At 41.4% G+C, this 26,645-nt stretch carries 32 protein-coding genes; 14 read left to right on the plus strand and 18 right to left on the minus strand.

Features of this window, described 5'->3' with window-relative positions; all coding sequences use genetic code 11:
- Positions 1–9: 9 nt before the first annotated feature.
- Positions 10–1,020, plus strand: coding sequence for an ATP-dependent nuclease (locus ACZ5ZV_RS19015; RefSeq protein WP_464118787.1), 1,011 nt, complete (start codon positions 10–12; stop codon positions 1,018–1,020).
- Between the two features lie 55 nt (positions 1,021–1,075).
- Here ACZ5ZV_RS19015 and istB read toward each other — a convergent pair whose 3' ends face one another.
- Both istB and istA read right to left on the minus strand, forming a co-directional pair.
- Positions 1,076–1,825 carry an IS21-like element helper ATPase IstB gene (istB, locus tag ACZ5ZV_RS19020; RefSeq protein ID WP_464117240.1) on the minus strand — a complete coding sequence of 250 codons (750 nt, stop codon included), beginning with the start codon at positions 1,823–1,825 and terminating at the stop codon, positions 1,076–1,078.
- A 14-nt stretch (positions 1,826–1,839) separates the two neighbouring features.
- Positions 1,840–3,456 (minus strand): IS21 family transposase, encoded by a 1,617-nt coding sequence (gene istA, locus ACZ5ZV_RS19025; RefSeq protein WP_464117241.1) that lies wholly within the window; start codon positions 3,454–3,456, stop codon positions 1,840–1,842.
- Positions 3,457–3,635: 179 nt separating this feature from the next.
- Between istA and ACZ5ZV_RS19030 the strand changes: the two genes are divergently transcribed.
- Both ACZ5ZV_RS19030 and ACZ5ZV_RS19035 read left to right on the plus strand, forming a co-directional pair.
- Complete coding sequence (locus tag ACZ5ZV_RS19030; protein ID WP_464118788.1) at positions 3,636–4,253, plus strand: hypothetical protein; 618 nt, start codon at positions 3,636–3,638, stop codon at positions 4,251–4,253.
- Positions 4,254–4,255: 2 nt separating this feature from the next.
- Positions 4,256–4,843, plus strand: coding sequence for a hypothetical protein (locus ACZ5ZV_RS19035; RefSeq protein ID WP_464118789.1), 588 nt, complete (start codon positions 4,256–4,258; stop codon positions 4,841–4,843).
- Between the two features lie 6 nt (positions 4,844–4,849).
- Here ACZ5ZV_RS19035 and tnpC (ACZ5ZV_RS19040) read toward each other — a convergent pair whose 3' ends face one another.
- From tnpC (ACZ5ZV_RS19040) to ACZ5ZV_RS19050, 3 genes are read right to left on the minus strand one after another with little or no spacing between them, the layout of a single operon-like run.
- Positions 4,850–6,415 carry an IS66 family transposase gene (tnpC, locus tag ACZ5ZV_RS19040; RefSeq protein WP_464118790.1) on the minus strand — a complete coding sequence of 522 codons (1,566 nt, stop codon included), beginning with the start codon at positions 6,413–6,415 and terminating at the stop codon, positions 4,850–4,852.
- Positions 6,416–6,820, minus strand: coding sequence for an IS66 family insertion sequence element accessory protein TnpB (gene tnpB, locus ACZ5ZV_RS19045; RefSeq protein WP_464118791.1), 405 nt, complete (start codon positions 6,818–6,820; stop codon positions 6,416–6,418).
- Positions 6,820–7,212 (minus strand): hypothetical protein, encoded by a 393-nt coding sequence (locus tag ACZ5ZV_RS19050; protein WP_464118792.1) that lies wholly within the window; start codon positions 7,210–7,212, stop codon positions 6,820–6,822. The genes tnpB (ACZ5ZV_RS19045) and ACZ5ZV_RS19050 overlap by 1 nt, the downstream gene beginning before the upstream one ends.
- Before the next feature lie 51 nt (positions 7,213–7,263).
- Between ACZ5ZV_RS19050 and ACZ5ZV_RS19055 the strand changes: the two genes are divergently transcribed.
- The 3 genes from ACZ5ZV_RS19055 to tnpC (ACZ5ZV_RS19065) are packed head-to-tail and all read left to right on the plus strand — an operon-like array spanning position 7,264 to position 9,634.
- Positions 7,264–7,674 (plus strand): hypothetical protein, encoded by a 411-nt coding sequence (locus ACZ5ZV_RS19055; RefSeq protein ID WP_464118793.1) that lies wholly within the window; start codon positions 7,264–7,266, stop codon positions 7,672–7,674.
- The gene (tnpB, locus tag ACZ5ZV_RS19060; RefSeq protein ID WP_464118794.1) at positions 7,665–8,078 is read left to right on the plus strand and encodes an IS66 family insertion sequence element accessory protein TnpB; all 414 of its coding nucleotides are present in this window, start codon (positions 7,665–7,667) and stop codon (positions 8,076–8,078) included. The genes ACZ5ZV_RS19055 and tnpB (ACZ5ZV_RS19060) overlap by 10 nt, the downstream gene beginning before the upstream one ends.
- Positions 8,078–9,634 carry an IS66 family transposase gene (gene tnpC / locus ACZ5ZV_RS19065; protein ID WP_464118795.1) on the plus strand — a complete coding sequence of 519 codons (1,557 nt, stop codon included), beginning with the start codon at positions 8,078–8,080 and terminating at the stop codon, positions 9,632–9,634. The genes tnpB (ACZ5ZV_RS19060) and tnpC (ACZ5ZV_RS19065) overlap by 1 nt, the downstream gene beginning before the upstream one ends.
- A gap of 268 nt (positions 9,635–9,902) precedes the next feature.
- Here the strand turns inward: tnpC (ACZ5ZV_RS19065) and ACZ5ZV_RS19070 are convergent, their stop codons facing one another.
- The 12 genes from ACZ5ZV_RS19070 to ACZ5ZV_RS19125 form a co-directional block, all read right to left on the minus strand.
- A complete protein-coding gene (locus ACZ5ZV_RS19070; protein WP_464118796.1) occupies positions 9,903–11,009 on the minus strand; it encodes an ABC transporter permease in 1,107 nt (368 codons plus the stop codon).
- A complete protein-coding gene (locus tag ACZ5ZV_RS19075; RefSeq protein WP_464118797.1) occupies positions 11,006–12,124 on the minus strand; it encodes an ABC transporter permease in 1,119 nt (372 codons plus the stop codon). The genes ACZ5ZV_RS19070 and ACZ5ZV_RS19075 overlap by 4 nt, the downstream gene beginning before the upstream one ends.
- Positions 12,125–12,242: 118 nt before the next feature.
- Positions 12,243–13,790 (minus strand): IS66 family transposase, encoded by a 1,548-nt coding sequence (tnpC, locus tag ACZ5ZV_RS19080; protein ID WP_464118798.1) that lies wholly within the window; start codon positions 13,788–13,790, stop codon positions 12,243–12,245.
- Positions 13,791–13,825: 35 nt separating this feature from the next.
- Positions 13,826–14,182, minus strand: a complete 357-nt coding sequence (tnpB, locus tag ACZ5ZV_RS19085; protein WP_464118799.1) for an IS66 family insertion sequence element accessory protein TnpB — start codon at positions 14,180–14,182, stop codon at positions 13,826–13,828.
- A complete protein-coding gene (gene tnpA, locus ACZ5ZV_RS19090; RefSeq protein ID WP_464118800.1) occupies positions 14,179–14,469 on the minus strand; it encodes an IS66 family insertion sequence element accessory protein TnpA in 291 nt (96 codons plus the stop codon). The genes tnpB (ACZ5ZV_RS19085) and tnpA overlap by 4 nt, the downstream gene beginning before the upstream one ends.
- A gap of 35 nt (positions 14,470–14,504) precedes the next feature.
- On the minus strand, positions 14,505–15,374 hold the full coding sequence (locus ACZ5ZV_RS19095) for an ABC transporter ATP-binding protein (protein WP_464118801.1): 870 nt from the start codon (positions 15,372–15,374) through the stop codon (positions 14,505–14,507).
- Positions 15,371–16,099, minus strand: coding sequence for an ABC transporter ATP-binding protein (locus ACZ5ZV_RS19100; protein WP_464118802.1), 729 nt, complete (start codon positions 16,097–16,099; stop codon positions 15,371–15,373). Before ACZ5ZV_RS19100 ends, ACZ5ZV_RS19095 begins: the two co-directional genes overlap by 4 nt.
- Complete coding sequence (locus ACZ5ZV_RS19105) at positions 16,099–16,710, minus strand: efflux RND transporter periplasmic adaptor subunit (RefSeq protein WP_464118803.1); 612 nt, start codon at positions 16,708–16,710, stop codon at positions 16,099–16,101. The genes ACZ5ZV_RS19100 and ACZ5ZV_RS19105 overlap by 1 nt, the downstream gene beginning before the upstream one ends.
- Positions 16,711–16,727: 17 nt before the next feature.
- Complete coding sequence (locus tag ACZ5ZV_RS19110; protein ID WP_464117937.1) at positions 16,728–17,696, minus strand: transposase; 969 nt, start codon at positions 17,694–17,696, stop codon at positions 16,728–16,730.
- Positions 17,697–17,752: 56 nt separating this feature from the next.
- Entirely contained in the window at positions 17,753–18,064 is a 312-nt protein-coding gene (locus ACZ5ZV_RS19115; protein WP_464117936.1) for a helix-turn-helix domain-containing protein, read from the minus strand.
- Between the two features lie 67 nt (positions 18,065–18,131).
- Positions 18,132–18,353 carry a hypothetical protein gene (locus ACZ5ZV_RS19120; RefSeq protein ID WP_464118804.1) on the minus strand — a complete coding sequence of 74 codons (222 nt, stop codon included), beginning with the start codon at positions 18,351–18,353 and terminating at the stop codon, positions 18,132–18,134.
- A gap of 2 nt (positions 18,354–18,355) precedes the next feature.
- Positions 18,356–19,684, minus strand: a complete 1,329-nt coding sequence (locus ACZ5ZV_RS19125) for a TolC family protein (RefSeq protein WP_464118805.1) — start codon at positions 19,682–19,684, stop codon at positions 18,356–18,358.
- 55 nt (positions 19,685–19,739) lie between these two features.
- On the opposite strand from ACZ5ZV_RS19125, the gene ACZ5ZV_RS19130 reads away from it, so the two are divergent.
- The 8 genes from ACZ5ZV_RS19130 (at position 19,740) to ACZ5ZV_RS19165 (ending at position 25,773) form a co-directional block, all read left to right on the plus strand.
- Positions 19,740–20,183, plus strand: coding sequence for a MarR family winged helix-turn-helix transcriptional regulator (locus tag ACZ5ZV_RS19130; protein WP_464118806.1), 444 nt, complete (start codon positions 19,740–19,742; stop codon positions 20,181–20,183).
- On the plus strand, positions 20,180–20,470 hold the full coding sequence (locus ACZ5ZV_RS19135) for a cupin domain-containing protein (RefSeq protein ID WP_464118807.1): 291 nt from the start codon (positions 20,180–20,182) through the stop codon (positions 20,468–20,470). Before ACZ5ZV_RS19130 ends, ACZ5ZV_RS19135 begins: the two co-directional genes overlap by 4 nt.
- A 12-nt stretch (positions 20,471–20,482) precedes the next feature.
- Complete coding sequence (locus tag ACZ5ZV_RS19140; RefSeq protein WP_464118808.1) at positions 20,483–20,914, plus strand: hypothetical protein; 432 nt, start codon at positions 20,483–20,485, stop codon at positions 20,912–20,914.
- 9 nt (positions 20,915–20,923) lie between these two features.
- Positions 20,924–21,328: a hypothetical protein gene (locus tag ACZ5ZV_RS19145; protein ID WP_464118809.1), complete on the plus strand. Its 405-nt coding sequence runs from the start codon at positions 20,924–20,926 to the stop codon at positions 21,326–21,328.
- Positions 21,329–21,964: 636 nt separating this feature from the next.
- The gene (locus ACZ5ZV_RS19150; RefSeq protein ID WP_464118810.1) at positions 21,965–22,375 is read left to right on the plus strand and encodes a hypothetical protein; all 411 of its coding nucleotides are present in this window, start codon (positions 21,965–21,967) and stop codon (positions 22,373–22,375) included.
- The gene (gene tnpB / locus ACZ5ZV_RS19155; RefSeq protein WP_464118791.1) at positions 22,375–22,779 is read left to right on the plus strand and encodes an IS66 family insertion sequence element accessory protein TnpB; all 405 of its coding nucleotides are present in this window, start codon (positions 22,375–22,377) and stop codon (positions 22,777–22,779) included. The genes ACZ5ZV_RS19150 and tnpB (ACZ5ZV_RS19155) overlap by 1 nt, the downstream gene beginning before the upstream one ends.
- A complete protein-coding gene (gene tnpC / locus ACZ5ZV_RS19160) occupies positions 22,780–24,345 on the plus strand; it encodes an IS66 family transposase (RefSeq protein ID WP_464118790.1) in 1,566 nt (521 codons plus the stop codon).
- Positions 24,346–24,897: 552 nt separating this feature from the next.
- A complete protein-coding gene (locus tag ACZ5ZV_RS19165) occupies positions 24,898–25,773 on the plus strand; it encodes a hypothetical protein (RefSeq protein ID WP_464118811.1) in 876 nt (291 codons plus the stop codon).
- A gap of 10 nt (positions 25,774–25,783) precedes the next feature.
- On the opposite strand, the gene ACZ5ZV_RS19170 is transcribed toward ACZ5ZV_RS19165, so the two are convergent.
- Positions 25,784–26,581: a S1 family peptidase gene (locus ACZ5ZV_RS19170; RefSeq protein WP_464118812.1), complete on the minus strand. Its 798-nt coding sequence runs from the start codon at positions 26,579–26,581 to the stop codon at positions 25,784–25,786.
- Between the last annotated feature and the right edge of the window lie 64 nt (positions 26,582–26,645).

Consider the following 26,645-nt stretch of genomic DNA (forward strand, 5'->3'; position numbering starts at 1 on the left):
GGATTTATTATGGAAAAAGAGAAAATAAAAATTGGAACTACAGAGATAATCGGCAAAGGCCCACTTGTAATTATCGGGCCAAATGGAGCAGGAAAATCACGGTTAGGTGTGACTTTGACCCAGCAACATAGGAACTCAGATAGAATATCAGCAAAGCGGGTCATAACACCACCCGAACAATTTTCGTTCAACTCCGAGGATCAAGTAAAAAAACAATACGAGCAATCTAAGAATCAATTCAAACAAGATTTATACAAATACTCGAGTGAATTTTCCTCATTACTAATGAAACTATTTGCGGAGGAAACTTCCGCATCAATTGCCTTTAAAGAGATGTTTAAAAAGGCACAAGATAAAACCGCTCTTACTATTCCTGAAACTACCCTAACTAAAATTCAAGCTCTTTGGCGAGAGGTGTTCCCCAAAAGAGAGCTATCTGTTGAGCAAAATAAAATTTTAGTAAAATCTAGCCTATCCAGCGAAAAGGAACAAGTTTATCAACCCAACCAATTAAGTGATGGTGAGCTTGTTTCTTTTTACATGATCGCAAGAATACTGGACTCGACTGCAAAGATTTTAATTATTGATGAGCCAGAAATCCATTTGCATCCATTTTTAGCCAAATCACTTTGGGATGCACTTGAGGATGCTCGCCCGGATATTAAATTTATCTACATCACCCACGACTATTCTTTTGCGGAGTCAAGACGAGAGGCTGATTACTTAATCGTTAGGCCGGGACAGACACCTGAAATTCTACAAAATGGAAACTCATTTCCTCCTGAGTTTTTACATCTATTATTAGGTGCTGTTTCCGCTGATATTAAAGTCGATAAAATTGTGTTTTGTGAAGGGCCAGAAGGCGGGAAAGATGATCGTATTTATTCTAGTTGGTTCAGCTCATCAAAAATCAAAGTTATTCCCGTTGGTAGTTGCGACCGTGTAAAAGCCTGTTATGAAGCCGTTAAATCTGGAATTGTTCAAAACTTAACCCCGATTGTTCCGTTTCACTTAGTTTGACCGGGTTCGTTTCAGATACTTTGACCACCTGATTTTTGAGGGTTTATTGGTCTTTCTACTCGCTGTCAATATCGTTGAAAGTTATTCGTCCCTTCATGCGGTGACTGGGGCCTTCAAAAATGCAAATATGGGCATTCTCGAACATCCTGTCGATGGCAGCACTTGCCAGGATCGGATCGGTAAAAACTTGTGGCCATTCTTCAACGTCGCGGTTGCTGGTTAAGATCATAGCCGAATTGTGCTTGCGTCGATCAAATAAATCGAAGATCTCCTCACTCACGTCTCGTGGCATTGTTACGACGCCCCAGTCATCCAAGATCCATAGCTTTGATGTTAGAATTTGTTTGAATAAAACATCGAGCTTATTGTTCTCGCGCGCTTTACGGATCTTTGTCCCAAGTCTTTTTACACTCGTACAAAAAACACTGTGACCAGCCTGCGCAGCGCTCATCCCAAGAGCAATCGCAAGATGACTCTTGCCCGTGCCGGGACTTCCCAAAAACAATGCAATTTCGTTGTTCTCGATAAACTTTAAATCTTTCAGATCCTCGATTTTTTCGCGCGGGAGTTTTTTATTGAAATCCCAATTGAACTGCTCAAAGCTTCTTCGCTCTGGGAACTCCGCTTTCTTAATCCTTTTTTCTACGGCGTTATCTGCCCTTGCATCTAATTCCGTGGATAGAAGCTCACTGAGCCACTTAAGATCCTGGCTGCGTTTTCCTTTTTGAACTAAACCCTCGATCTCTGCGGATGCCGCGGGCATTCGTAACTGCTTTAACTGATCGCGTATCACATCTATTGTCATAACTGTCTTTCCTTTCAGTGGGCCTGGTTGCTATGAACCAGACGTAAATGGTTTTTATACTCACTCATGTCGCGCGCAAACTTACCTCCCACCGTCTGCGCGGATAAAACCTCCTCATGACGAGGAGCTTTGGGTTTTGGCTTTGCCATAATATTCAATAGTTGATGAACTGTTTTTAAATTTACCTGTGATAACTCCAGCGCTGAAAGGCAGGCCTTGTCGATGTCGGCATTGCTGTACTTCTTGTTCAGCGTCAGAAGACCCCATACGCTGCGTGTATCAACAAAACCTTCGCCTCGAGCCAAAATAATTCCTACAAAGCGCTCAACATTGACGCCGATAATTTTTGCTTGCTTCAGATAGTGACCATGATCTTGAAGAGTCTTCTCCCAAGACTCCTTGTAATGATCTTTACAGGCTTTACTTGTGAATTTATCTTGGATGCGCTCGTAAACTTCTAACAGTCGACCGTTGCAGTAGATACTTACTTGAACTGAATTACCAATCACCAAAGCTATTTCGCCTTTGAGTCTTGTGTCTACTCGGTAGTACTTGTTTGCAAAGCGAACATAACCATCAGACCTCACTGTTGAGCGAGTGATGGTTTCCACTTCGTAGCGTAATAAAGGAAGAGGCTTTAACAACGAGGCTTCATCGTTAAGAAACACATCCAAAGGTTTTTGTAGGTGAGTCCCGTGCTTTCTCTCATTGGCGATACTCATCTTTTTATTCATGTGTGACTGTGCGCCGCTCAGTGAATATTGGGACTTATCGTAGGATTCAAAAAGGCGACGCTTCATTGGAACCATTCGCTCCACTTTGCCTTTTTTCTCTGGAGAATAAGGCGGCAATGCCTCGACAACGAACCCGTAGTGCGAGGCCAGTCTTTCAAAGGCCGGGTTCAACGTCGGCTCGTGCTTTGATGCCTCATGAACAAAGACTTTGGGATTATCAGAAGTCACTTTACGAGGGACTCCGCCAAGTTCCTCAAACATGCTTATTAAAACTTCGGCAGTTGTTTCAAAGTCGAGTTTCTCTACAACTCGGGCCATCTCGTAACGAGAATGCCCAAGAACGCCAACGAAAATCCAAATTGTTTTTTTCTTTTTTGTGACAGGATCGACGACGTCAAAGAGCTTTCCCCAGTCCACCTGCAGACATTCCCCCGGTGAGTGAACAAGCTCCATCACATTGCGCGCAGGTGCGGATCGCATAAGTTTGTGGCGGTGAATGTAGCGGTAGAAGTTAGATCGCGGGACAGAGAGCGGAAGCTCTTCAAAAATACTTTGCGGACTCCAGCCAAGTTCAATGCGCTCCTTGATCCATTCGCGCTTGGGATCTAAGATGGCATCCGTTTCAATGGCCTTCTCGCTGCGACCATCGCGCAGCGGAAACAGCGCCTCTGGGTAAGGTGGGATTTCTTTTGAGGTTTTGCAGTAGATTTTCTTCTCTGGGTTTGCGACGGCTACATAGCCATGCTCTATCGCCTGGTCGCGGATTTTTATGACGTAACCTTTGCCTTTACCAGTTGATTTAGTCAGTGCGGTGAGTGAGTGTCCTTCGCGAAGGCCTTCGACGATTTTTCGGTCCACTGTGATTTTCTCCAAGTCCTTTTTTCTGAGTTTCCGCATGCGTATTCCTTGCTGTAGTCTGGTTGTTAAACCAGCAGCTTAGCGCATGGGATCAGATGGAGAAAATGTGCTGAAAACGTAAGCAATTGCCCGGTCAAATTAGGTGGGATTTACTTCCCCCAAAGCCGGTCCACTTACGTGGGATTTGCCCCCCTTGAAACCGGTCAAACTACGTGGGATTGGACACCCCGATTGCGATCATTGATAGGGATTTTAGAACAGCAGACGAAATACAAGAATTTACTAACTTGGGAGTCCATGTCCTTCCTATTCACGAATTGGAATCCATATTTGGCATCAAGGATATTTTCATATTGCTAGCAAAGCATTTAGGTAAGGCGGACGATGAAGCGAGTCAATCCTTCGCAACTTTTCAAGACAAAGCAAAAGCGAATTTAGCACCTACAACAAATAAAGTAATTTTGGAACGATCCAAAAGACAAGCGATGAGGAAAGCTCAAAATCATATCAACTCTGTTCCATGTGCTGATCAATTTAGTGATATGAATACGAATTTTCAAACAGCCATCACCAATATCAATACCGAAATATCTCAGGCCAACTTGATGAGTGAGGAAAAGCAGAGATTAGATGATGCTATTCAAAACTCTTGGGATAAGGTTTTAGAGTATTTCCCCGGAAAAAGCATAATTTCAAAAGTTGAAGAGGTTTTAGCGACTGACAAATCCGTGCTTATTTCTTTGGTTGAAAAATCCCTGAAAACATCTGATCCATCATTTTCAAATATAAAAACAGGTCTTGAGACAACACTAAAACCATATTTTCCGAGTAAGTAGTAATGCCAAGCCTGATTTTAGAGCTTACCGATAAGACCGATAAAAAAAGATTAGAGCAAGCCCGCAAGTGGTTTGAGGATATTTCCTTTTTTTATCATATTAGTAGAGAGCGATATATCTACACAGAGATCATTTTCCGTCAACTCATCATGCACGAAAAATTTAATACGGCCTTCGCTTATGAAAATGAGAAGCCAATTAAATTTCCAATCAAAGGCGATACATTCACAGACATCATTGATCCATATTTAGAAAAAATAAGGACAAAAGAAAACTACGGACTGCACCCGCTTGTCCTTCAAAAAATGGATCGCATTAAAAGTGCAGAACAAGCAATTCAAAAACGATATGCCAACATTGATAAGTTGAAGGATTTTTTCTCGCAGTTAAAAAATGATGGTACGGGAATTTCTCCCGATGATGTGCTTACCCACATAGACAAATTAAAAATTAAAACGAATAAAGAAATCCAGAATCGCATTTTAAAATCTGAAAAGCACAGCCTTAAAAAATTCATCACCATTACAAAAAATGGCGAGATCGTTGTTAATCATAAATCTTTTGACTTTTTTAAAGTAAACCCTGCGTAATACGCGCTATTGACGGATGGCTCGTGCGTGTGCCAGGGGTGTTGGTGGGATTTTTCCTTCGGCCACCATGTGTAGCGCCATTGAAAGGTACGTTCTCGGATCGAGGTCGTTCTTTTTGCAGGATTCGATAATTGTGAATAACGTAGCAGCAGTTTCCGCGCCAGCATGATTTCCAGATCCGTAATAGTTCTTGCGCCCCACTACGGCATGACGGATGGTGCGTTCAGCTTCATTGTTGGACAGCGGGATACGCTGATCCCTCAAGAATAACGTAAACCCATTCCATCTCTTGGTAAGATACTCAATGGCCTTGCGCTTCTGGCTTCCCGGACGGGACTTGGGGTGCTCTTCTAAAAGTTTTTGGTGAAGATCTTCGGCGACGGCGCGACTTTTCTCATTTCGCAAACGCAGAAGTTCTTCAAACGACGTGGCCCCTCGCTCAATCTCAAACAACCTGTCAATGTCATCCAGTATTGGTTTTACGGTGGGATCATGGTCTTCAATTTTTATAAATTCTCGGCGCGCATGCGCCCAGCAAAATGCCTGAGGAATGCCAGCTTCTTCAAGTACGTTGTAACCGCCATAACCATCGGTAACCACGGGACCAGTATAGCCACTTAAAAACTCTTGCACGACTTGCCCAGAACGAGTTGGTTTGAACAAATAGTGACTGCCGTAGCGATTGCTCACGATCCACATGTATCCGTCTTTTTCGTTCTTATTTTGGATACCCCATGGGGTTTCATCCAAGTGAAGTGCTAGATCGCTTGATTTTAGCTCGCTCAAGATTTCCGTCTGAACAGGTTCAAGGCTTGCTGCTGCAAGCCCGCTAAGGCGTGACAATGTACTGTTCTTGATCCCTTTAAGACCAAGGGACTCTATCTCTCGGGTTTGCCGTTCCAAAGGCATGTGACTGATATACTTATCAGCCACGACACTGACCACAAAGTCAGTCGAATAGTTCATGCCAGGCAATAGGCTGGAGGGGCCATTGGCGGTGATGATGACTTCTTTGTCCGGATCCGAGTTAAATTTGGGATCAAGCTTATATTTGTACTTTTTATGAACTTCTTTGACGTAAGAGCGTTCGATTATCTGAATACGGAAGGATTCGTCGTACAGGCCAGTATTTTTCCACATCGCAGGCTGTGGGTTTTCAATGCCACGTGATTTGGCTTCTTCGTTGAGTTCGTCGTCGTTAAGGTGGTGAGCAATTTCTAATTCTGGCAGGTTGGCCCATTTATTCTTCTTTTGATCTTCTCGGGATACTTCCGCCGGGAAAGCTGCCTGACTAAATAGAAGTGCTTCGGTTTGGCTTCTATCGCGGGGACGGTCTGTAGCCTCGGCGCGCTTCTCAGAGGATTTACCGAAAAGACTGCGACGAAGAAGCTTTACTTGCTCCTCCATTGCAAATGCCGACTGCTCTTTCTCAAACCGCTGCTTTTCGATGGCCTCAATCCGAGCTTCAAGCTTGCGATTATGCTCAATAAGATTCGCCATCAGCTGCGCAACCAGCTCTGGGCTTTCCTCTTTGAGGATTTTCTTTATTTTCTTGAGATCATCTTGTGCCATCTATGGATGACTTTGGCTGAGTCCTTTCGGGAGTTCAACAGACTCCCTTTGCGTCACTGGACTTTGTGGCGACAATGATCTGTCAACGACGGGTTTGCGTACAACACTGCCATGAAGAATCAACTTAAGCTCGTCCTGCGAAATCTCGTACCGACCGAGGAGCTCAGATAATGACATGAACCGACCTCGTTCAATCCTCTTTGCAATCAGCACCAGGCCACTGCCGTCATAAACCAGTATTTTAACCCGCTTCCTGTTCTTTCCAAAAAACAGGTAAATGTGCCCTTGATCCATAATGGCATTCATTTGATGTACACACAGAGAGTGCAATCGCTCAAATCCACAACGCATATCAATCTCGTCGCGGTACACAAAAACTCGGAGTCCTTTTCGGTCAACAAACATCACATTTCCCGAAGCTGACTTAGAAAGGATACAGCCTTGTGTTCTGGGAGGCAGATTAGGTATCCATCTGGAGTTGTGACTGTGACCATCTCAACTTTATGATCCGGTGATAAAGTTGGTATTGTGACGGTCCCAATTTTAGTTTTTTTGACCACCGGCAGGCTATGAAAATGACTGGCGGCCTTGCGGCCGCGGCTATCCGGAAGTCCCTCTGGCCGCCATTCCAGAATCGAGTAGTATGATATATCAATGGCCACAGATATGGCCTTGCCGTTCATACCAAGGGCGTACAGCTTGCTAACTCGATCTTTGATGGCATTGGGCCAGGCTTTACGTTCGCTACCAACCTCGGCTTGGTATTGTTCTTTGATCTGCTTGATTTCTGTAACCACTGCATAAAACGCGTCTAGGAACTGAAATCAATATCCAGCATGCTGCGATTCATGAAAACACAGCGTGCGAACCAACTAATAGAAGAAATCCAAGAGCTGACTCGGCAATATCATTCCGAAGTGAGCTCCGTCAGAAAACCTTGGCCGAAATCCATAAAGTCCAGAATCCAAGAATTATTTGCCCTGGATGTACCAGTTAAAGCAACAGCCCAACAAATCGACATCCCCTATGCAACTATTATGTCGTGGCGATTGAAGCCCAAGAAAAATATTAAATCTGACTTTCATGCATTAACAGTCCAACCAGGTCCAACTGTCACAGTTGGACCTTCATTAGAAGAAAAAACTAATCTGGGTCTAACTGTGACGGTTAGAACTCCAGAAGGATATATTTTAGAGATACCAGAATCTATTGCCGTAAAAACCATCCTTGAACTTCAGCGAGGTAAATCATGTTTTTAGACCGCAAGGGGCTTCGGGCATTTGTATATCGCGAAAGTATCGACATGCGGTGTGGTTTTGAAAGATTACATTCTTTATGTGTCCATCAAATGCAGGCGATTATGGATCAGGGACATGTGTATTTGTTCTTCGGGAAAAACCGTAAGCGCATCAAAGCTATTTTCTATGATGGGACAGGGCTGGTACTGATTTCAAAACGTATGGAAAAAGGGAACTTTATGTCTTTGGCCGAACTATTGGGGCGATCGGAGGTCAGTTTGTCAGAATTAAAGCTGATTTTCCACGGAAGTGTGATCAGAACACCTATTGTTGACCGCTCTATGGCAGCTTTAGCGCCACAAATCCCAGTGACGCAAAGGGAAGCTGTTGATCTTCCGCAAGGGTTTTTACAAACTCCCGGCTGATGGATGAAAGAACTCGAAAAATTATTGAAAGCGAAAAAGATCCCCGCATATTGCAGGCACTTCTGTCGCAAGCTCTCGAGTTCATTGCACAGCAAAAACTATTAGTTGCCAAACTTCAAGAGGAGCAAGCGCTTAGCCTGCAGTCTAAATTCAACCTAGATGAGCGTATAAAGCTGCTCCGTAGAAGTATTTTTGGTAAATCCACTGAAAAACGAGCTGAAGCCACAGATCGTCCTCGTGACAAAAGCCAAACCGAGGCTATGTTATTCAGCCAAGCGGCGTTCCCTGCTGAAGTGTCACGTGAAGAGCAAAAGAAAAATAAATGGTCAGGTTTACCTAGCTGCGAAGTTGCGCACCATCTTTCAGATGACGAACTTAATGAAGAAGCAAAACTTCGTGGTATCGACAATCCACATCCATCAATGTGGAAAAATACGGGTCTTTATGATGAATCTTTTCAAATACAAATCATTGAAAGATCCTATGTCAAAGAAATCCACAAGAAGTATAAATATAAACTGGATCCAAAGTTCATTCCAGACTCAGATAAAGAAGTTATTATCACTGCCAATGGCCCTTCGGGCCTATTGCCAGGAATGAACTATTCAACTGACTTTGTTATCAGTGTTGTGGCTGATAAATATATCAGCCACATGCCCTTAGAAAGACAGACCCGAGAAATGGAATCGCTGGGTTTAAAAGGGATCCAAAATAGTACTCTCTCAAGATTGTCTGGACTTGCAGCTGCTAGTCTTGAACCTGTACAAGCTGAAATTCTCAAAGAATTGAAATCAAGCGATCTTGCCTTACACCTGGATGAAACCCCTTGGAAAATCCAAGATAAGACTGAAAAAGATGGCTACATGTGGGTGGTAAGCAATCGTTACGGTAGTCATTATTGTTTTAAGCCCACCAGATCAGGACAAGTTGTTAAGGATTTTTTGAGTGGATACAGTGGACCTGTCGTTACTGATGGTTATGTTGGATACAACATACTAGCGAAATTAGAAATTCCCCAAGCATTCTGTTGGGCACATGCACGCAGAGAATTTATAAAAATTGAAGACCACGATCCAACAGTAAAACCAATCTTAGATGATATTGATCGATTATTTGAAATTGAAAGAGAGGCTTCCTCTTTTGAAGACCTTTTGCGGCTACGAAAAGAGAAAAGTCAGTTGATTACCGAGGGTCTTCATAAAAATCTCATAGGAGAGTACTCAAATTCACGCCCTGGCAGTCAGAAAAGAAAGGCTATAGAGTATCTCACAGAAAGGTGGGCCGGATTTATGTTGTTCTTAAATGATAACCGTATTCCTCTTTCAAACAATGAGGCCGAACGTACGATCCGTCATGCTGTAGTCGGAAGAAAGAATTATTACGGATCTGGAAATCACGCTGGCGCAGATACCGCCGCCACACTTTTCACTGTAATTGAATCTTGTAAAAAGAATGACCTTGATCCGCGAAGTTATTTGTCGATGGCTCTGCATTTAGTCGCTGCGGGAAAAGCTCCGCCCACGCCATTGGCACATGCTCGGGCTCTTCGTCAATAGCGCGTATTACGCAGGGTTCACTGATTTCTTCGATGATTTTATTGGTTTCGCTCATGCCCCGAGCATGACAGGACGGTGGATCGGACGGAAGACGCGTATTACGCAGGGGTTACGTTACTTCCGCAGGCTTCTTTTAAAGCAGCAGCTAAGGTCGTTATAGGATTCGGTGGAGCTGTCACGCTTCCTTTTTTTCTGAGAAAATGGAATACCTTATTATTTAAGAATAAGTTTTGAAATATTTTTAGTAATCTGAAATTAAGTTTTCTTCTTAAGATAAGTATTCTTGCATTCTTCTATAACTTAAATAAGCAAAACCTGATCCGATTGCAAATAAAGCCAAAATATTCTGAATGACAAAAGATGATGATGCATCTTTGAGCATAAGTCCGCGCAAAATTTCAACGTAGAATTTTAAAGGGTTCAAATTTACCAGCCACTTCATAAATATAGGAATGTTGTCGATTGGGAACATGATTCCGGCCAAAAGATTGGCGACAAATAAAAAAATAAAACCTCCAAGCATGGCCTGTTGTTGGTTTTTTGCAAAAGTAGAAATAAATGTTCCAACATTCACTGTTGAAAACACAAACGCAAATACCGATAGGCCAAGAAGCAAATAGCTTCCGTTCATTGGAACTCTAAAAATAACAATGGCGAAAAATAAAATTGTGATAGCATTTATTATTCCTAAAATCAAAAAAGGAATAGTTTTTCCGAGAATTAGTTCAATACTGCTAATGGGTGAAACTAAAATCATTTCTAGAGTTCCCATTTCCTTTTCTCTTGATAGCGACATACTTGTTAAAAGTACTGTGACGAGCCCTACAATCATGGCCATCGTGCCAGGAATCAAAAAATAAGGACTACGCATTTCTGGATTGTACAGCGTGCGAACATTGAGCGAGAGTGGAGGGCTTGTTTGCCCCATAAGCTTGTTGGATAAAATTGTATTTATATATCTCTCAACAGATTGGGCCCTGATTAAATTGGTACCATCAATTACTAATTGATATCCTAAATTGTCACGCTCGCGATCTACGCTCATCTTTTCTAATGGGGCAATCAAAACAGCATCTAAATCACCATTCTTCATCTTTAAAGCGATATCTTCACCAAACCCTAAAGGTACAATTTTAAACCAACCACTTTTTTCAATATGCTCGATGACTTGGACAAATTCAGAATCAGATACATTGTATTGAAAGCCAATTTTAATATTCTTAACTTCTGTTGAAATGGCCACTGCAAAAACAACCAATTGCACTATAGGAAGTACAAATAAAACAATTCTCATCTTGGTATCGCGTAGTATTTGGGAAAATTCCTTTTTTATAAAACCACGAATCGTGAAGAATGATTTATATAAATTGTTCATGAATTCTCCAGATTTGGTTTAAAATTCTTCAATGCTATAAATACAAGTACACTTGAGAGAACAATTAGTGCCAATGTAGGAACAAGGACATTTGTTATATCTGCACCTTTTAAAAAAATTGATCGACTAATAAGAATGTACCATCGTGCTGGCAATATTGAAGTTAGGCCTTGAAAAAAGCTAGGCATATTTTCAATAGGGAATATAAAACCTGATAATAAGAGAGATGGTAGTAATCCGGTTATCATTGATATTTGCATCGCGAGTTGTTGGTTTTTCGCTAAGATTGAAATAAGTATTCCTTGAGCCAGACAACTAATAAGAAATATAATGCTCGTAAAAATAAAAGTGATGAGACTTCCATTAAATGGAATTTCAAAAACCATAAAAGAAACAATTAGCACCAATACTAAGGCCAAAACACCAATAATTAAGTAGGGAATCATTTTTCCAAGAATGATTTCAATTGGCTTAACTGGAGTCGAAAGAAGAAGCTCCATAGAACCATTTTCCCATTCTTTTGCTACTGTTAGAGCCGTTAAAAGAATAGAAATCAAGGCAAGGATAATAGCCGTTAATCCTGGCACTACGAACCATGAACTCAAAAGTTGAGGGTTATAGTAAAATTGTTCATTTATTTTATAGTTCTGTTTTACACCAAAATATTCAGCGTTTACAAATGCGGTAAATTTAGATAAATAACCGAGGATAACTCCCGCGGTAGAATTATCAGCTCCATCCAAAAGCACCTGTACTTGGGAGTAATTTTTTGAAAGAATGTTTTTTTCTAGGCCTGGTGGTATCTGTACAAATGCTTTTGAATTTCCATTTTCGATGTCTTTAAAGGCTTCATCCACACTATAAAGTTTCTGATGAATTTTGAAATATCCTGAGTTTTCCAGTTTTGTTAACAAGTCGCGAGATTTAGCTGTTTGATCCTGATCTTGAAAGCTAATTGGAATGTTCTTTACGTCAAAGTCTATGACGAATCCAAAAACCAAAACTATGAATAGCGGAACGACAATGGCGATTGTGAGTGCATAGGGATCTCTTAAAATATGATAGCGTTCTTTTTTCGCAACAGAGAGTACTCGGGTAATGATTTCTTTATTCATTATCTATCTCCCTCAACTAGGCGTACAAAAACATCTTCTAAATTCGGTTCAATTTCTTTAACATTAAATATGTGCGAATATTTCAGTTGAAACGTAAGCGCCCCATGACGCCTTTTTGTTAAACCGGTGCCTCGGATGTTAAGATGGCGTCGGCGAGACGTTCATAATCTTCCACGGTTTTGGCCAGAGGAACATCAGTCAAGATTTTACAGAGGGCCTTGTAAGCATTGACGCCATTGAGCTTTGCTGTCACCACGAGACTGTAAAGAATACTGCTGGCCTCCGCGCCATCGGGCGTGTCGCTAAAAAGCCAATTGTTTCTGCCGATAGCAAACTTGCGGATGGCGCGCTCAGCGAACCCATTGTCTGGCTCCATCAACCCATCGTCTAAGTACCTCGTCAGATACGTATGCTCATTCAAGTAGTACTTGAAAGCCTGTCCCAGCTTGCTCTTGTCTGGAACCTTTGCGATATTGGATTCCGCGATTTGCTTAATTTCCTCAAGCAGAGGTTTTTGATCTCTCAATCTCGCTTTGACTTTTTCTTCGGGTGCGTGATCTCGTATTTTTTCTTCGAAGTCATAAAGCTTTTTGTAGATGTCCATCACTTGAGCCGCCATGGTTTTTCCGGATTTAGCACCATCTTTGACCGCTTGTTCAAACCGGCGGCGCGCGTGCATATGGCAGCCGAAGCGAACCAATGTTTCACTTTCAAGACCGTTGTACACATCAAGACCATCACACAATAGGCGCCCCTCGTAGCCCGCAAAGAGGCTCTTCATCACTTCGCCGCTACGAGAAGGGCTGTAATCAAACAATACGATCTTGCTTTTCTCACACGGAGTTGCCCGCACAATCATCCACGATTTGCTCTCGACAGAACGGCCATTTTCTTTTAACACCTGAACACTCGTCTCATCGCAGGAAATGGCGTGTGCACTCAACATCCGGTCGGATAAGACGTTTCTGATTGGCATCAGGGCTTGAGCTACTTGCACCATCCATCTAGCCATTGTTGTACGGCTCAACTCCACGTCCTGACGGGCGAAAATCTCTTCTAAACGATAAAGTGGCAAGCCGTCGCTATACTTACCTACAACGATAGCGGCCAATAACTCTGGTGTAGCAATGCCTTTTGGGATCACTGAAGGAACCGGCGGCGCGGTCTTTTCGTAATCACCACTGCCAACACCGTATTTGGCCCGGTGATACTCAAGCACGCTGATCCTGGCCGGCTCGTACCTAAGTTTCTCAGAGATCTCCCAGCCAATGACTTTGAGCCTTTCACCTTGCTCCGTGATTTGTTCGGACTCTGGAAGTTCGACTTTTACAATCTCGCGGGGCAGATTCTCCGGCAGGGGCTTTCTATGCCCCCGAATCTTCTTGGTATGCCCTCGCACTTCAACTGTGTAGTCTTCTTTGTCGGGGGTAGGACTTTGAGATTCCACTTCGGCTTCATTAAACTTTAACTGTTCTTGGGATTCCCAGCGCTCGGACTTTGCTCCGAATTGATTGCGCTTTAAAGCTTTAAGTTGCTCCGTCAACCAACTGACCTGACTCTCAAAGTTTTTATTCTTTTCACGCTCTTGCTTTAAAAGCTTTTCCAGATCTGCAATTCGCAGAGCCATTTCTTGTTCTGGTGTAGAAAGTGTTTCCGACTTTGACATGCCTTTTGCGAGTATCAAGCATTCAGCTAAAGCTCTCAACAAACTTTTTCAAATTTTAACTCCGCGTGCGGCTTCATCTTCCAGACATCGTAGCCCTCAAGTAGCCAAGTAAATTGTTCTGTGGATAACTGCACGTTTTCCACAGAGGATTTCTTGGGCCACGGAAACTTGTCCTTTTCCAATCGCTTTTGCCAAAGCGCGAATCCGGATCTGTCAAAATAAAGAACCTTCATCACGTCCCGGCGCTTACCGCAAAAGACAAATAGATAAGGCCCCATTAGATCCCCCATACCAGCTTCTTGCACTATAACGCTGAGGCCGTTGATGGCTTTCCTCATATCCACGGGATCTCTGTGAAGAAAGACTCCTTTAAACTCTTTCGGGGATTTCATCGCAAGCCCTCCTGAAGATGCAGGATCAGCTCTGCAACCCACTTTGCATCGGGCATATTGTGCTTTGAAGGGGGGGACTCAACTTGAACCTCAATAAATGGCGATGGCTCGATGATCTGTACTTCGCGATCTGTTTGATGAAACTTGCGGTACCAATACTGGAATGTACTGACTGAGAGCCCGTGGTGTCTGCAGAACGCCGCCTGCGATCCGTGAAACCTGGCGAATGATCGTACCTGGTCCCGCCAGAATATCTCTTTGTCGGAATGTTTGGATATTGATCTCATACTGAACCTCCTTGTGAAGTTCAGACTATGTGCTTTTAAGAGGTCCGGCAAAAAGGCGTCATGGGGCGCTTACGTTGAAACTCTTTATGTGCAGCAAGGTCTTTTAAAATTAAGTGGTAACGAGACCCGAAAGGAAGAAGACTTAAGATATTTTTATCTTCCTTAAGTTGCTCTATAACATTGCTAGCTTTATCTAAATTTGAAATTTCCAATAATTTCTCAGGAAAAACCTTCTTTTTAAGATTTTTTGGTGTATCTAAGGCGATTATTTCTCCTGTTCTCATTAAGGCAATACGATCACAATATTCTGCTTCATCCATATAGTGAGTGGTGACAAAAACAGTTTTTCCTTTTTTTGAAAGCGTTCTAATGAGATCCCAAAACTTGTTTCGGTAGTAGGGGGTAACTCCTGCTGTTGGCTCATCAAGGAATATAACCTCTGGATCATGTAGCATAGAAACGACTAAAGATACTTGTTGCTTAATTCCGCCTGGAAGGTCAGCTACTAAAGCATGCAATGGGTACTCAAAGCCAATAAAGTCCAACAACTCTTTAATTCTTTTCTGGAAGAAGGAACGATCTAATTTTCGTAGACTTGAATTGAAAGAAAAATTTTCATAGACGGTGAGATCATCATAAAGTGTGAACTTTTGAGACATATAACCGATTTGACCTTTAAGTGCCGTGATATCCTCATAGCTTTCACCGTTGACACTGACTTCACCTAATGTTGGTCGCTGGACGCCACACAATACTTTTATTGTGGTCGTCTTTCCCGCACCATTAGCACCAAGAAAACCAAATATTTCCCCTTTTTTTACATCAAATGTAATATTTTTAACCGCAAAAAAATCACCGAATTGAACGCTTAAATTTTTGACTTCTACAGAGTTTTTTATAGTCATACGGTTTCCTTGGTATGAGTCAGATAGTACTCATCAAAGGTTTTTACTTTTGCCTTTTCTAAAAGCTCATCAGGAGGGCCCTTTGAAAAAAGCCTTCCATTATCAAGCAGGTGAACTAAATCACATCGTTCTGCTTCATCCATATAAGAAGTGGCATAAATAATAATGATGTTGTCAGAAATTAAATGATTTAGAAGTTCCCAAAATTCACGACGACTTATTGGATCGACTCCATTGGTGGGCTCGTCTAATAAAAGTACCTTTGGAGACTGAAGTAATGAAAGCATCAGACCTAGTTTTTTATACATTCCCCCAGATAATTTTCCTGCGGGGCGATCAAGAAATTTATTGAGCCTTGTGATTTCTAAAAGTTCTTTTGATTTTTTATGAAAAGTGGCATCATCTATTCCATATAGGGATTTAAAAAAAGTTAAATGTTCTTCTATAGATAAATCAGGATACAAACTTTGTCTCTGCGGCATATAGGAAATTTTGCTTTTTATCTCAGAAAATATAATGGAATTGTCGTTTTCCGAAAAATTAATATTCCCTGAGTTCGGAATGAGAAGACCCATGATATTTCTTAGCAGAGTTGTTTTTCCTGCCCCCTCAGGCCCAATAAGACCATGTAGTTTTCCTGACTCGAAAGAATCATCAATATGATTAAGTGCTACGACTTCTCCAAATTTCTTCAGGATTTGATTGATTTGGATATTTAAACTCATTATTTATTAATCTCCCAGTCGAGTGACATGCCCGGTTTAAGCCGATTTTTTTTGTTGTCGACTTTTACTTTGACCCCATAAACAAGTCTTGCTCTCTCATCATAAGTTTGGACATTCTTAGGAGTGAACTCTGCTGTTTCATTAATCTTTACGATTTTTCCTTGAAAAGATTCATTTGTTTCAGGAAGAACAGTTGAAACTGTATCTCCCGTATTGAATCTATTGATTAGATTTTGTGGAATATAAAAAAACACCCAGTAATTATTCTTATCTAAAATAGACACTAGCTTTGTACCTGGAGTAACATATTCTCCAGCTTCACGAAAGCTATTAGTAATAACCCCATCTATAGGGGATTTTATTAAACACCAACTTTTTTTGACTTCAATTTCGTTAAATAATGATTTGGATTTTTCATAAGATTCTTTTGAACCTGCACCACTAGAGAGGAGTTTTTTTGCACGATCATAATCGTCAAGGAGACGTGCATAGGTAACATTGATATCTTCACAATCTAAGTTTACCAGCACAATATCTTTTTTTATGCTATCTCCCTCATTAAACGCGATACTTTTTATGTTGCTACTGTTCTGTCCGAGCAGGGGTGACACAGTCTCGAGAGGAGAATTTAAGTCAAAGACTCTGTTGAAGATGTCATTGCCTGTTCCCAGTGTTTTCTTCTCAGTTCTTGAGCTTTATGTCTAGCTCTTTCTCTGCGCTTCAATAGTTCATACCGTCCTTGATGATGAACTGAATTTGGAGCAAAGCCTCCGTTCCCTTGGTTTGGTCGGTTGAAGTTATAATCGTTAATGGCTTTGCCGATAAGATCTCTTGCTTCCGTTTCATCAGCATACTGCTCTTGAAGATTTATTTCTTCGCGCTTCAATGTTCCAATCACTCTTTCAGTTCTGGCGTTGCCAGTGGGTCTACCGATGCCGCTTAGCCACAACTTCAATCCTTGGACCTCGATGTTAGTTTTTGTATAGGCTGCAATATTGGCACTGCCATGGTCTGCGACAACAAAGGGCTTGAGGTGACCACTCGGAAGTAAGTCAATTTTCTCGATGGCAACGGCTTCGGTGACGACAGTAACAACTTGGATCTGGGTGATCTGATGGTAAAGACCCCAAGATAAAATCTTTCTTGAATACCAGTCTAGAAGAACCAGACAAAACATAAATTTCCCCTTCACAGTTACCCAGGTCCAATCCATACCCCACAGTAAATTCTTCTGCCAGGGCTCGTGCAAAAGCATATCTGCTGGTGGTACTACTGGCCTTGGCTTTTCTGGTACAAAGGGGTGATTTAACCCGTGTGACTTCATGATCTCCGCTACTTTGGTTTTTCCGACGAAAGCCTTCGCGGTTTTTTCAAGATAATAAGCGATTCGTCGGCAATGCCAATCGGGGCGCCTCTTCGCGAGAGCAATCACTCGCTTTTCTTCAAGAGGTGTGATCTTATTTTTGCCACCGCCCCCGCCATGATTTTCTTTGGCGGGATCTTGTTTCCAACGGTAATAGGCTCTTGGATTTAGTTGCAGGTATTTGCAAACAGCAAGGAGCGACTCGCTCTTGCGAGCCTTATCGATAAACTCCACCAGAGCCTCGCGGTGCGCCTTGGTCAGGTGGCGATTGTAAAGGGGGCCCTCTAGTCCTAATAGCCGCTTTTTTTTAAGGCCTGCAACTCTATGGCTGTCTCTAGAAGGGCTTCCTTGAGGCGTTCGGTTTCGGCTTGAAGCTTTTCCACTACTGGATCTGCTTTTTGTTTTGGACCGCGCTTTAGGTCTTTGAGACCCGCAATACCGGCCTGTAGAAACTTTTGCTTCCATCGAGACATCTGCGCCGGTGCTATATTTTCTCGCCGACACACGACGCCTTGTCCGACTCGTTCTGCTTCCAAAACCAGTTCCGCCATTTTTTCTGGCGATCTTCTTGCGCGCTTTTTCTTTTCTTTGATCTGACTCATTGTGACTCCCTTTTATCATGGTTTGCTCTCCTTTGAGAACAGGGGTCACCTTCCAGATTTCAGCTATTTACGCTGAAATCGACACATTTTTTTGACTTAAATTGCCCTTTTGACTGTGTCGAACGAGCTCGGACAGCACACTACTAATCCTTGAAGATAAGATAACCTGAGTTGCTTCTACCGTCCCTGAAAAACGCATTGGAGAAAGTTTGTCTTTAATGAATTTAACTGTGGCAATAACGATAATTACCAAGGGGATGATAAGTAGGTATTTTTTATTAAAATTCATTTTTATTCTCCTGCCACATTAGCTAATTGAATTAAGTTAAGAATGATTTGATATTGATTTGAGCTGAGACTTAGTTTGGATTCACGTCTTTTTACATTTGCTCTCTCAACTTCGATAAAAGTTGCTCTACCATCTTGATAACTTTTATACATTAGATGGGCAATCTCACTAGATTCATCGATTTTTTTTTGAATAATTTCATTTTGTTCTTGAAGGTTTTCGATTCGTTTTGTCGCCAAAAATATGGATTCGTTTATATTTCTTTCTTCGTTGATAGCTTGAGTTTTCAAGGCCATTGCCTGTAGTTTTTTTTCATTTACGTTGTGTGAAATTTCTCCACCGTCAAACAAAGGCATGGATAGAGAAACACCGATTGTATTTTGGTTAAACGCAGTCAAATCAGGCCCGTTTGGATAATCAAGAGAAGTTCGAGCAATAAGATTAATTTTTGGATATCTTTGCTTGCTGATTGATTGTGCGTGGCTTTCAAATGAATCTGATAAGTCTTTCATGGATTTAACTTTTGCATTACTTCCAGCGTCTTGGACGAATTGTTTATAATTCATAAAACGGCTTTGCAGATCATTCAAATTTTCTAGTCGATTGGTGTTGCCTATCAGATCTGCATTTTTAATTTTTTGATAAAATGTAATCTTGTAAAGTTCTGTTTGCTCAGCAGTTACATTGAAATTAATTTCTTTGAGCTGTAGTTCCAACTCATGAACTTCTTTTTGAGCGGTTAGAAGATCGAGTTTAGAGCCTGAGCCAAAACGATTCTTCGCGATGACATCTTTCAATTGCTTATTGGCAACTTTGAGTGATTCAGATATGAGGTTTCTTTTTTCCTGAAGGAATACAATATTCAAGTAATGAAAACGAACTTTAAATAGAATATTTGCTTTTAAACCTTTGGCCTCATTTTCTTTTGACGACAGATTTTTATCTAATGATGTCTGAAAATTTTCTTTTGAATTGAAATCGAAAATGGTCATAGAAAGTGTTGGGCCAATACTATAATTTTTATTATCTCCAAATTTTAAAGTTCTTCCTGGGGCCATGTTTATTTCAGGTATTTCTGATAAATACTTAAAGTTACCATCGAGCGTAAGCCTTGGAATATAATTAGATGGAAGTGCTTCTCGCTTCTCTTTGGCGGCATCGACTTCATAGCTTTTAATTTTAATATCTAAGGATTGATTTATCATTTCTGATTCCAACTCCCGCAGAGTCAAAACATTTAATGACTTAGCCAATTCTTCGCTAATAGCTAAAGGTGAGCTGCTAAGCGCAATTAAAAATATTAATACTTTTAAGTAGTTACCAGCGGTCATAAATATTCCCCAATACAACTGTTGCGTTTATGCAATTATTGCATATAATAGAGACATGAGCAATAGAATAATTAATTCCCCCGTTGAACGCTTCACAAGGATACTTTTTAGTAAGGTAATTCAGCGCCTTGCTGTTGTGGTTAGTGAAGAGCATCTTAGTTTTTCGCAAGTTGCAGCACTTCATATTATTGATCGAGAGGGTGTCGTTAATGTTAACGATATTTCCACAAGTTTAAATCTATCAATGTCTGCTACTAGCAGAATGATAGATGAGCTTGTTAAGAAAGACCTGATTGAAAGAAAAGAAGATCAAGAGAACAGGAGGGCAAAAACACTATCGCTTACTACTTCCGGTAAAAAATTTATGGATACCTTAAGTATAGAGAGAGTGAAAATCATAGAAGAGTCCGCACAAGCTTTGGCAGATAAGGTGCCTTTGAAGATACTTAAAATAGTCAGCAGTAAAATATTTAAGAACAACAGCGAGGCAAAAAAATGAAACGAATTTTAAAAGATGAAATTGTTTTAAGTGAAAGTTCAAAAACGGTCAAGATTTTAGCTAATCCATCGTTTAAGGTGATTGGCTTAGGCCTCAAGAAAGGCCAGGTTCTTGAAAAACACACTACTTCTACAAAAGCTATTTTGATAGTCCAGTTTGGGGAAGTTGAGTTTTTGATAGATGGAGTAAAGCACAACCTTCAAGCTGGAGCTTTTTTTGAAATTCCAGAAAATGTTGAGCATGAAGTTCATGCCCTAGTTGATTCATATTTGTATTTAATTAAATAAGAGGAAGAATTTATGAAAATTATTATTGTCACATTGTTATCTTTCATCATGAGTTTTGCGTATGCTCAGAATCACGACCACCATGCTGGTCATTCCAAAAAAATTGAAAAACAAGCTCCTTCCAATAAACAATTCAAACCAACAGATGATTTAAAGGTACGAATGGAAAAAATTTTAAATCACATGAAGGAATTGAGTAAGAAGAAGGAAGATGTAAAGAGCGTAAAAGTATACGGTAACAAATTAACAGATACCGTAAATGATATTTTTAAGACTTGTAAACTTGAGCCAGATGCGGATGCTGCTATTCATCCAGCACTTGGTTTGATCCTTGACGGAGCAGAGGATTTTAAAAATGGTAAATATGAAAGTGGTCACAAAAAAATTCATGAGGCCCTATTGGACTACGAAAAGCTTTTTAAACATGAAGGCTGGAGGCACTAAGGTGTATTTATGAATTTATTAAAACAAAGAAAGTTTCAAATTGCTGTTTTGTTTTTAGTTTTTGGCATTATGACAGTAGTTTCGGGTGGGCGTTCTTTATTTACTGAAGAAGGAATTGCAACGAGAGGAAATATTGTTCCTCTCGTGTTATGGTTTAATTTTATAGCAGGATTTTTCTATCTGTTGGCCGGAGTTTCTACTTTTAAGATGAAAACTTGCGTGAAAAAGCTTTCCGTTGTTTTGGCATCACTTAGTTCAATTGTATTGTTGTATTTGGCAGTCCATATTTATCAAGGTGGGCTTTACGAAACAAAAACGGTCGTGGCCATGAGTTTTAGGACTTTTTTTTGGATAGCGTTCGCTGTTTATTTTCATAGATCTGATTTCTTTAGTAAAACTGAATGTCGTTGTTAAATTGGAGACTTCCTGCAATAGGGAGTCTTCAATTTTTTGCTACCAATAAAAAGTAATACCATCGTCATACGATATTTTTTCATTTGCTTCAAGTCCGTCTTTTTACTCATCACGGGCGATTCTTCTAGAAGTTTAGTCCTAAGATTTAAGGACTTTAATTATGTCCACAGTAATACAACCAACTGTCACTGTTTCTGGATAACATTGGCGAACAGTATCTTCAAAAACTTCATCAATATCGATTGATGTAAGCTCTTCTTGAAGAATATGCTTGATGACCCAATCGGTTCCCCATTCAACGCCTACGCTATCAAGGTGGCGTATAAGATCGTCGCTGTGGCAATGAGGTCATACGGCCTTGGGGGCTTTGATGAAAAGCCGTTGCAGAACGGATTAGAGACTATTCCAGAAAGCCAACGCTGAAATCTTGTGACTGTGAAACAATCTGCCAGGCAGAGTCATCGCCCTTGGCTAAAACGGCAAAGGCCAATACGACCGCGATTTTAATAAGGTTATTCATTTGATCCTCCTACTTTTTCGTTTTCTTTGTTTGGTTGGCTTTAATGATTCTTCTGACCGTAACCCCTGCGTAATACGCGTCTTCCGTCCGATCCACCGTCCTGTCATGCTCGGGGCATGAGCGAAACCAATAAAATCATCGAAGAAATCAAGCAGATCAAAGAACAATACCAAGCCGAGGTTGGTAGCGAACGTAAAGCCTGGCCCAATGCCATCAAAGATCGAGTTAGCAAGCTGTACGCCCTTGGTATGAACGGCAAGGCCATATCTGTGGCCATTGATATATCATACTACTCGATTCTGGAATGGCGGCCAGAGGGACTTCCGGATAGCCGCGGCCGCAAGGCCGCCAGTCATTTTCATAGCCTGCCGGTGGTCAAAAAAACTAAAATTGGGACCGTCACAATACCAACTTTATCACCGGATCATAAAGTTGAGATGGTCACAGTCACAACTCCAGATGGATACCTAATCTGCCTCCCAGAACACAAGGCTGTATCCTTTCTAAGTCAGCTTCGGGAAATGTGATGTTTGTTGACCGAAAAGGACTCCGAGTTTTTGTGTACCGCGACGAGATTGATATGCGTTGTGGATTTGAGCGATTGCACTCTCTGTGTGTACATCAAATGAATGCCATTATGGATCAAGGGCACATTTACCTGTTTTTTGGAAAGAACAGGAAGCGGGTTAAAATACTGGTTTATGACGGCAGTGGCCTGGTGCTGATTGCAAAGAGGATTGAACGAGGTCGGTTCATGTCATTATCTGAGCTCCTCGGTCGGTACGAGATTTCGCAGGACGAGCTTAAGTTGATTCTTCATGGCAGTGTTGTACGCAAACCCGTCGTTGACAGATCATTGTCGCCACAAAGTCCAGTGACGCAAAGGGAGTCTGTTGAACTCCCGAAAGGACTCAGCCAAAGTCATCCATAGATGGCACAAGATGATCTCAAGAAAATAAAGAAAATCCTCAAAGAGGAAAGCCCAGAGCTGGTTGCGCAGCTGATGGCGAATCTTATTGAGCATAATCGCAAGCTTGAAGCTCGGATTGAGGCCATCGAAAAGCAGCGGTTTGAGAAAGAGCAGTCGGCATTTGCAATGGAGGAGCAAGTAAAGCTTCTTCGTCGCAGTCTTTTCGGTAAATCCTCTGAGAAGCGCGCCGAGGCTACAGACCGTCCCCGCGATAGAAGCCAAACCGAAGCACTTCTATTTAGTCAGGCAGCTTTCCCGGCGGAAGTATCCCGAGAAGATCAAAAGAAGAATAAATGGGCCAACCTGCCAGAATTAGAAATTGCTCACCACCTTAACGACGACGAACTCAACGAAGAAGCCAAATCACGTGGCATTGAAAACCCACAGCCTGCGATGTGGAAAAATACTGGCCTGTACGACGAATCCTTCCGTATTCAGATAATCGAACGCTCTTACGTCAAAGAAGTTCATAAAAAGTACAAATATAAGCTTGATCCCAAATTTAACTCGGATCCGGACAAAGAAGTCATCATCACCGCCAATGGCCCCTCCAGCCTATTGCCTGGCATGAACTATTCGACTGACTTTGTGGTCAGTGTCGTGGCTGATAAGTATATCAGTCACATGCCTTTGGAACGGCAAACCCGAGAGATAGAGTCCCTTGGTCTTAAAGGGATCAAGAACAGTACATTGTCACGCCTTAGCGGGCTTGCAGCAGCAAGCCTTGAACCTGTTCAGACGGAAATCTTGAGCGAGCTAAAATCAAGCGATCTAGCACTTCACTTGGATGAAACCCCATGGGGTATCCAAAATAAGAACGAAAAAGACGGATACATGTGGATCGTGAGCAATCGCTACGGCAGTCACTATTTGTTCAAACCAACTCGTTCTGGGCAAGTCGTGCAAGAGTTTTTAAGTGGCTATACTGGTCCCGTGGTTACCGATGGTTATGGCGGTTACAACGTACTTGAAGAAGCTGGCATTCCTCAGGCATTTTGCTGGGCGCATGCGCGCCGAGAATTTATAAAAATTGAAGACCATGATCCCACCGTAAAACCAATACTGGATGACATTGACAGGTTGTTTGAGATTGAGCGAGGGGCCACGTCGTTTGAAGAACTTCTGCGTTTGCGAAATGAGAAAAGTCGCGCCGTCGCCGAAGATCTTCACCAAAAACTTTTAGAAGAGCACCCCAAGTCCCGTCCGGGAAGCCAGAAGCGCAAGGCCATTGAGTATCTTACCAAGAGATGGAATGGGTTTACGTTATTCTTGAGGGATCAGCGTATCCCGCTGTCCAACAATGAAGCTGAACGCACCATCCGTCATGCCGTAGTGGGGCGCAAGAACTATTACGGATCTGGAAATCATGCTGGCGCGGAAACTGCTGCTACGTTATTCACAATTATCGAATCCTGCAAAAAGAACGACCTCGATCCGAGAACGTACCTTTCAATGGCGCTACACATGGTGGCCGAAGGAAAAATCCCACCAACACCCCTGGCACACGCACGAGCCATCCGTCAATAGCGCGTATTACGCAGGGTTTACGAAGTAACGTGCAAAGGAAAAGGTGTTCGACTCTCTCCACCATCTGACCTAGACGATAGATAGGCGAACACCTTTTCAAAAATAATTTTCCAATGTTTTTGGGACTTTGCGAACCACCAATGGACAGTGGTTCGCTTCCGATAAATGGTGGAGGCGGGGTTCGGTAGCCCCTAATTTTGTTCTCAGCTTCACACAAGAGACTTATCAGAATTTATCAGATATTTTAGGTAGTTACAAGATCAAAACTGATTTGAAATAGTGCCCTCATTTCAGAATGTTGAACCATACCCCTCTCAAAAGGTGATGAGAACAAATCCCACTGTCAAATTCTCTGCAGAACAATGAGCTACATACTTAGTAAGCGTGTAGCTTTTGAAGGATTGACTAAACTTTAAGAGTTTAATAAAAGAACCTCACGAACGCAGAAATGGCACTTCGATAATATAAAAGAACTGACCACCGTTCACAGTAATAGAGATTAATTTTCAGTCTTACTTTAAAGACTGATTAACTTTTACCTGTGGAGGCTTTATGTCAGGTACATTTTCAGAAGAACAAATTAAACAACAACTTATTCGCTCCGTTTATTATGACGAAATGAATCTTGCCAATCTTGAGAAGGCTTACAAGTTTTGTATGTTTCAAAATCCTCGTCTCAAAACTCTTGAAAAACGACTAGGCGACGATATTGCTCGGCTTACTGTTGATTGGATGTTCGATCAATGGCTAGCACGGCCATCTATGCGGGTATTGTTAGTTGAATCTCTAACAGACGGAAAATCATGCACAACAATCAATACAACAACATTTAGAAATGCAATTTGGGATTATTCAACAGAAAAATCTAAAGACTATTTTCATCCGTCAGAGTTTGCTAACAACGAAAAAAACTATGGTATAAAAACAATTTCAGAACTCGCAAGATGCCTCGCAGAATCAAGCATCAAAAGTCTCATCGACGAAGATATTGTTGATGGCTACTTTCGCGTAGAACACATTGAAAAATCAGCAACATTTACGTCTTCAGAAAAATTACTTCATCGAGTCAAAAGAAGAGAACTTGAGAACAAAGAAAATTGCAAAATCGAATTTCCAGATTTTAATGTTCCAAATAGCATCGACGATTTCTTAGACGAGCTTACCAAAGCAAACTATTTCCACCCACCTAAACCAAACACCTTGATCTCATTTATTCCATACAAACTGTTCAAGAAAATGTCTCAAGATCAAATCATTCAATATGAACGAAGATTTCTCTCTAGCAAATCTGGCATCAATATGAGTAAGCGACTTGTTCCAACTTTTGAAAATGATAAAGAACGAATCGACTACGGCCTAACTATTGGTGCTTTGTATAAAGACGAAGTTGGAAATGTTCACCATGTACCCGAAGACGACGACAAATAAGTCGTCTTCGCTAGGTAATAGAAAAAAGATTATTTTCATATTTTAATAGAGCTTCTAAAGATTTTCCTTTGTAGTTAGGTATCTCTGCTTCAATTAGTAGATCTAAACAAAGAGTCACATCCGTAGCTGATCCATGCTCAATATCAGCATCATTGGTACTGTCACCTGTGCAGTTGATGCCTACAACAGTATTGCTAGTTTTATGAAGCAATGGACCGCCACTCATTCCAGAAGCAGTTGGCATCGAATGACGATAGATCGGCCACCTACAGATGCTTACTCCAGTTGGGTGATACTCCAAAATATTCCCTGTATAATAATCTGGTTTCATGTCGATAACAACTGTATCCGCATCGTTTTCGTCATGCTTTAGAATAGTTCTTGGATATCCATAAGAGTAAACAGCATCATTCGCTTTAATTTTATCAGAAGAAATTTTGCATAACGAAATCGCAAATTCTTTTGCTGGTTTCCCATCTTTATATGGAGGAGCAATATACCCGACAGCTAAATCGGCAGTTGGATGAAGCTGTATATCACGGATGGGGCAAGTGAAATTTTGTCCATCAATTACAACCCAAGCTTCAAGACCTTTTCCATTTTGATATTGCATATGCTTTTCCAGAACGTGTTTAGCCGTGAGAAAGATTCCAAACTTAGAAATGAAAAAACCAGTTCCTAATCCACCAAAATCAAAAAATCCTTCAATTTTTGTCGATGGAATACGCAACATGATGGGAAAAATCGCGGTCTGTTCTGGGATATTTGTTTTAAATCTCCCATGATCTCTGGATACTGGTCTTTGCATGATCCCCTCACCTCTATAATCCGATTCTTTGAGAATATTTGGCGACAAACCACAAGTCCATTCA

Source organism: Bdellovibrio sp. HAGR004 (assembly GCF_055397015.1).

Bases quoted from the DNA above. Each gene is read 5' to 3' on its own strand.
- ACZ5ZV_RS19015 (WP_464118787.1), top strand. From the start codon at position 10: ATGGAAAAAGAGAAAATAAAAATTGGAACTACAGAGATAATCGGCAAA.
- istB (WP_464117240.1), bottom strand. From the start codon at position 1,825: ATGACAATAGATGTGATACGCGATCAGTTAAAGCAGTTACGAATGCCC.
- istA (WP_464117241.1), bottom strand. From the start codon at position 3,456: ATGCGGAAACTCAGAAAAAAGGACTTGGAGAAAATCACAGTGGACCGA.
- ACZ5ZV_RS19035 (WP_464118789.1), top strand. From the start codon at position 4,256: ATGCCAAGCCTGATTTTAGAGCTTACCGATAAGACCGATAAAAAAAGA.
- tnpC (WP_464118790.1), bottom strand. From the start codon at position 6,415: ATGGCACAAGATGATCTCAAGAAAATAAAGAAAATCCTCAAAGAGGAA.
- tnpB (WP_464118791.1), bottom strand. From the start codon at position 6,820: ATGTTTGTTGACCGAAAAGGACTCCGAGTTTTTGTGTACCGCGACGAG.
- ACZ5ZV_RS19055 (WP_464118793.1), top strand. From the start codon at position 7,264: ATGAAAACACAGCGTGCGAACCAACTAATAGAAGAAATCCAAGAGCTG.
- tnpB (WP_464118794.1), top strand. From the start codon at position 7,665: ATGTTTTTAGACCGCAAGGGGCTTCGGGCATTTGTATATCGCGAAAGT.
- tnpC (WP_464118795.1), top strand. From the start codon at position 8,078: ATGGATGAAAGAACTCGAAAAATTATTGAAAGCGAAAAAGATCCCCGC.
- ACZ5ZV_RS19070 (WP_464118796.1), bottom strand. From the start codon at position 11,009: ATGAACAATTTATATAAATCATTCTTCACGATTCGTGGTTTTATAAAA.
- ACZ5ZV_RS19075 (WP_464118797.1), bottom strand. From the start codon at position 12,124: ATGAATAAAGAAATCATTACCCGAGTACTCTCTGTTGCGAAAAAAGAA.
- tnpC (WP_464118798.1), bottom strand. From the start codon at position 13,790: ATGTCAAAGTCGGAAACACTTTCTACACCAGAACAAGAAATGGCTCTG.
- tnpB (WP_464118799.1), bottom strand. From the start codon at position 14,182: ATGAAATCCCCGAAAGAGTTTAAAGGAGTCTTTCTTCACAGAGATCCC.
- tnpA (WP_464118800.1), bottom strand. From the start codon at position 14,469: ATGAGATCAATATCCAAACATTCCGACAAAGAGATATTCTGGCGGGAC.
- ACZ5ZV_RS19095 (WP_464118801.1), bottom strand. From the start codon at position 15,374: ATGACTATAAAAAACTCTGTAGAAGTCAAAAATTTAAGCGTTCAATTC.
- ACZ5ZV_RS19100 (WP_464118802.1), bottom strand. From the start codon at position 16,099: ATGAGTTTAAATATCCAAATCAATCAAATCCTGAAGAAATTTGGAGAA.
- ACZ5ZV_RS19115 (WP_464117936.1), bottom strand. From the start codon at position 18,064: ATGAGTCAGATCAAAGAAAAGAAAAAGCGCGCAAGAAGATCGCCAGAA.
- ACZ5ZV_RS19120 (WP_464118804.1), bottom strand. From the start codon at position 18,353: ATGAATTTTAATAAAAAATACCTACTTATCATCCCCTTGGTAATTATC.
- ACZ5ZV_RS19125 (WP_464118805.1), bottom strand. From the start codon at position 19,684: ATGACCGCTGGTAACTACTTAAAAGTATTAATATTTTTAATTGCGCTT.
- ACZ5ZV_RS19130 (WP_464118806.1), top strand. From the start codon at position 19,740: ATGAGCAATAGAATAATTAATTCCCCCGTTGAACGCTTCACAAGGATA.
- ACZ5ZV_RS19135 (WP_464118807.1), top strand. From the start codon at position 20,180: ATGAAACGAATTTTAAAAGATGAAATTGTTTTAAGTGAAAGTTCAAAA.
- ACZ5ZV_RS19140 (WP_464118808.1), top strand. From the start codon at position 20,483: ATGAAAATTATTATTGTCACATTGTTATCTTTCATCATGAGTTTTGCG.
- ACZ5ZV_RS19145 (WP_464118809.1), top strand. From the start codon at position 20,924: ATGAATTTATTAAAACAAAGAAAGTTTCAAATTGCTGTTTTGTTTTTA.
- ACZ5ZV_RS19150 (WP_464118810.1), top strand. From the start codon at position 21,965: ATGAGCGAAACCAATAAAATCATCGAAGAAATCAAGCAGATCAAAGAA.
- tnpB (WP_464118791.1), top strand. From the start codon at position 22,375: ATGTTTGTTGACCGAAAAGGACTCCGAGTTTTTGTGTACCGCGACGAG.
- tnpC (WP_464118790.1), top strand. From the start codon at position 22,780: ATGGCACAAGATGATCTCAAGAAAATAAAGAAAATCCTCAAAGAGGAA.
- ACZ5ZV_RS19165 (WP_464118811.1), top strand. From the start codon at position 24,898: ATGTCAGGTACATTTTCAGAAGAACAAATTAAACAACAACTTATTCGC.
- ACZ5ZV_RS19170 (WP_464118812.1), bottom strand. From the start codon at position 26,581: ATGCAAAGACCAGTATCCAGAGATCATGGGAGATTTAAAACAAATATC.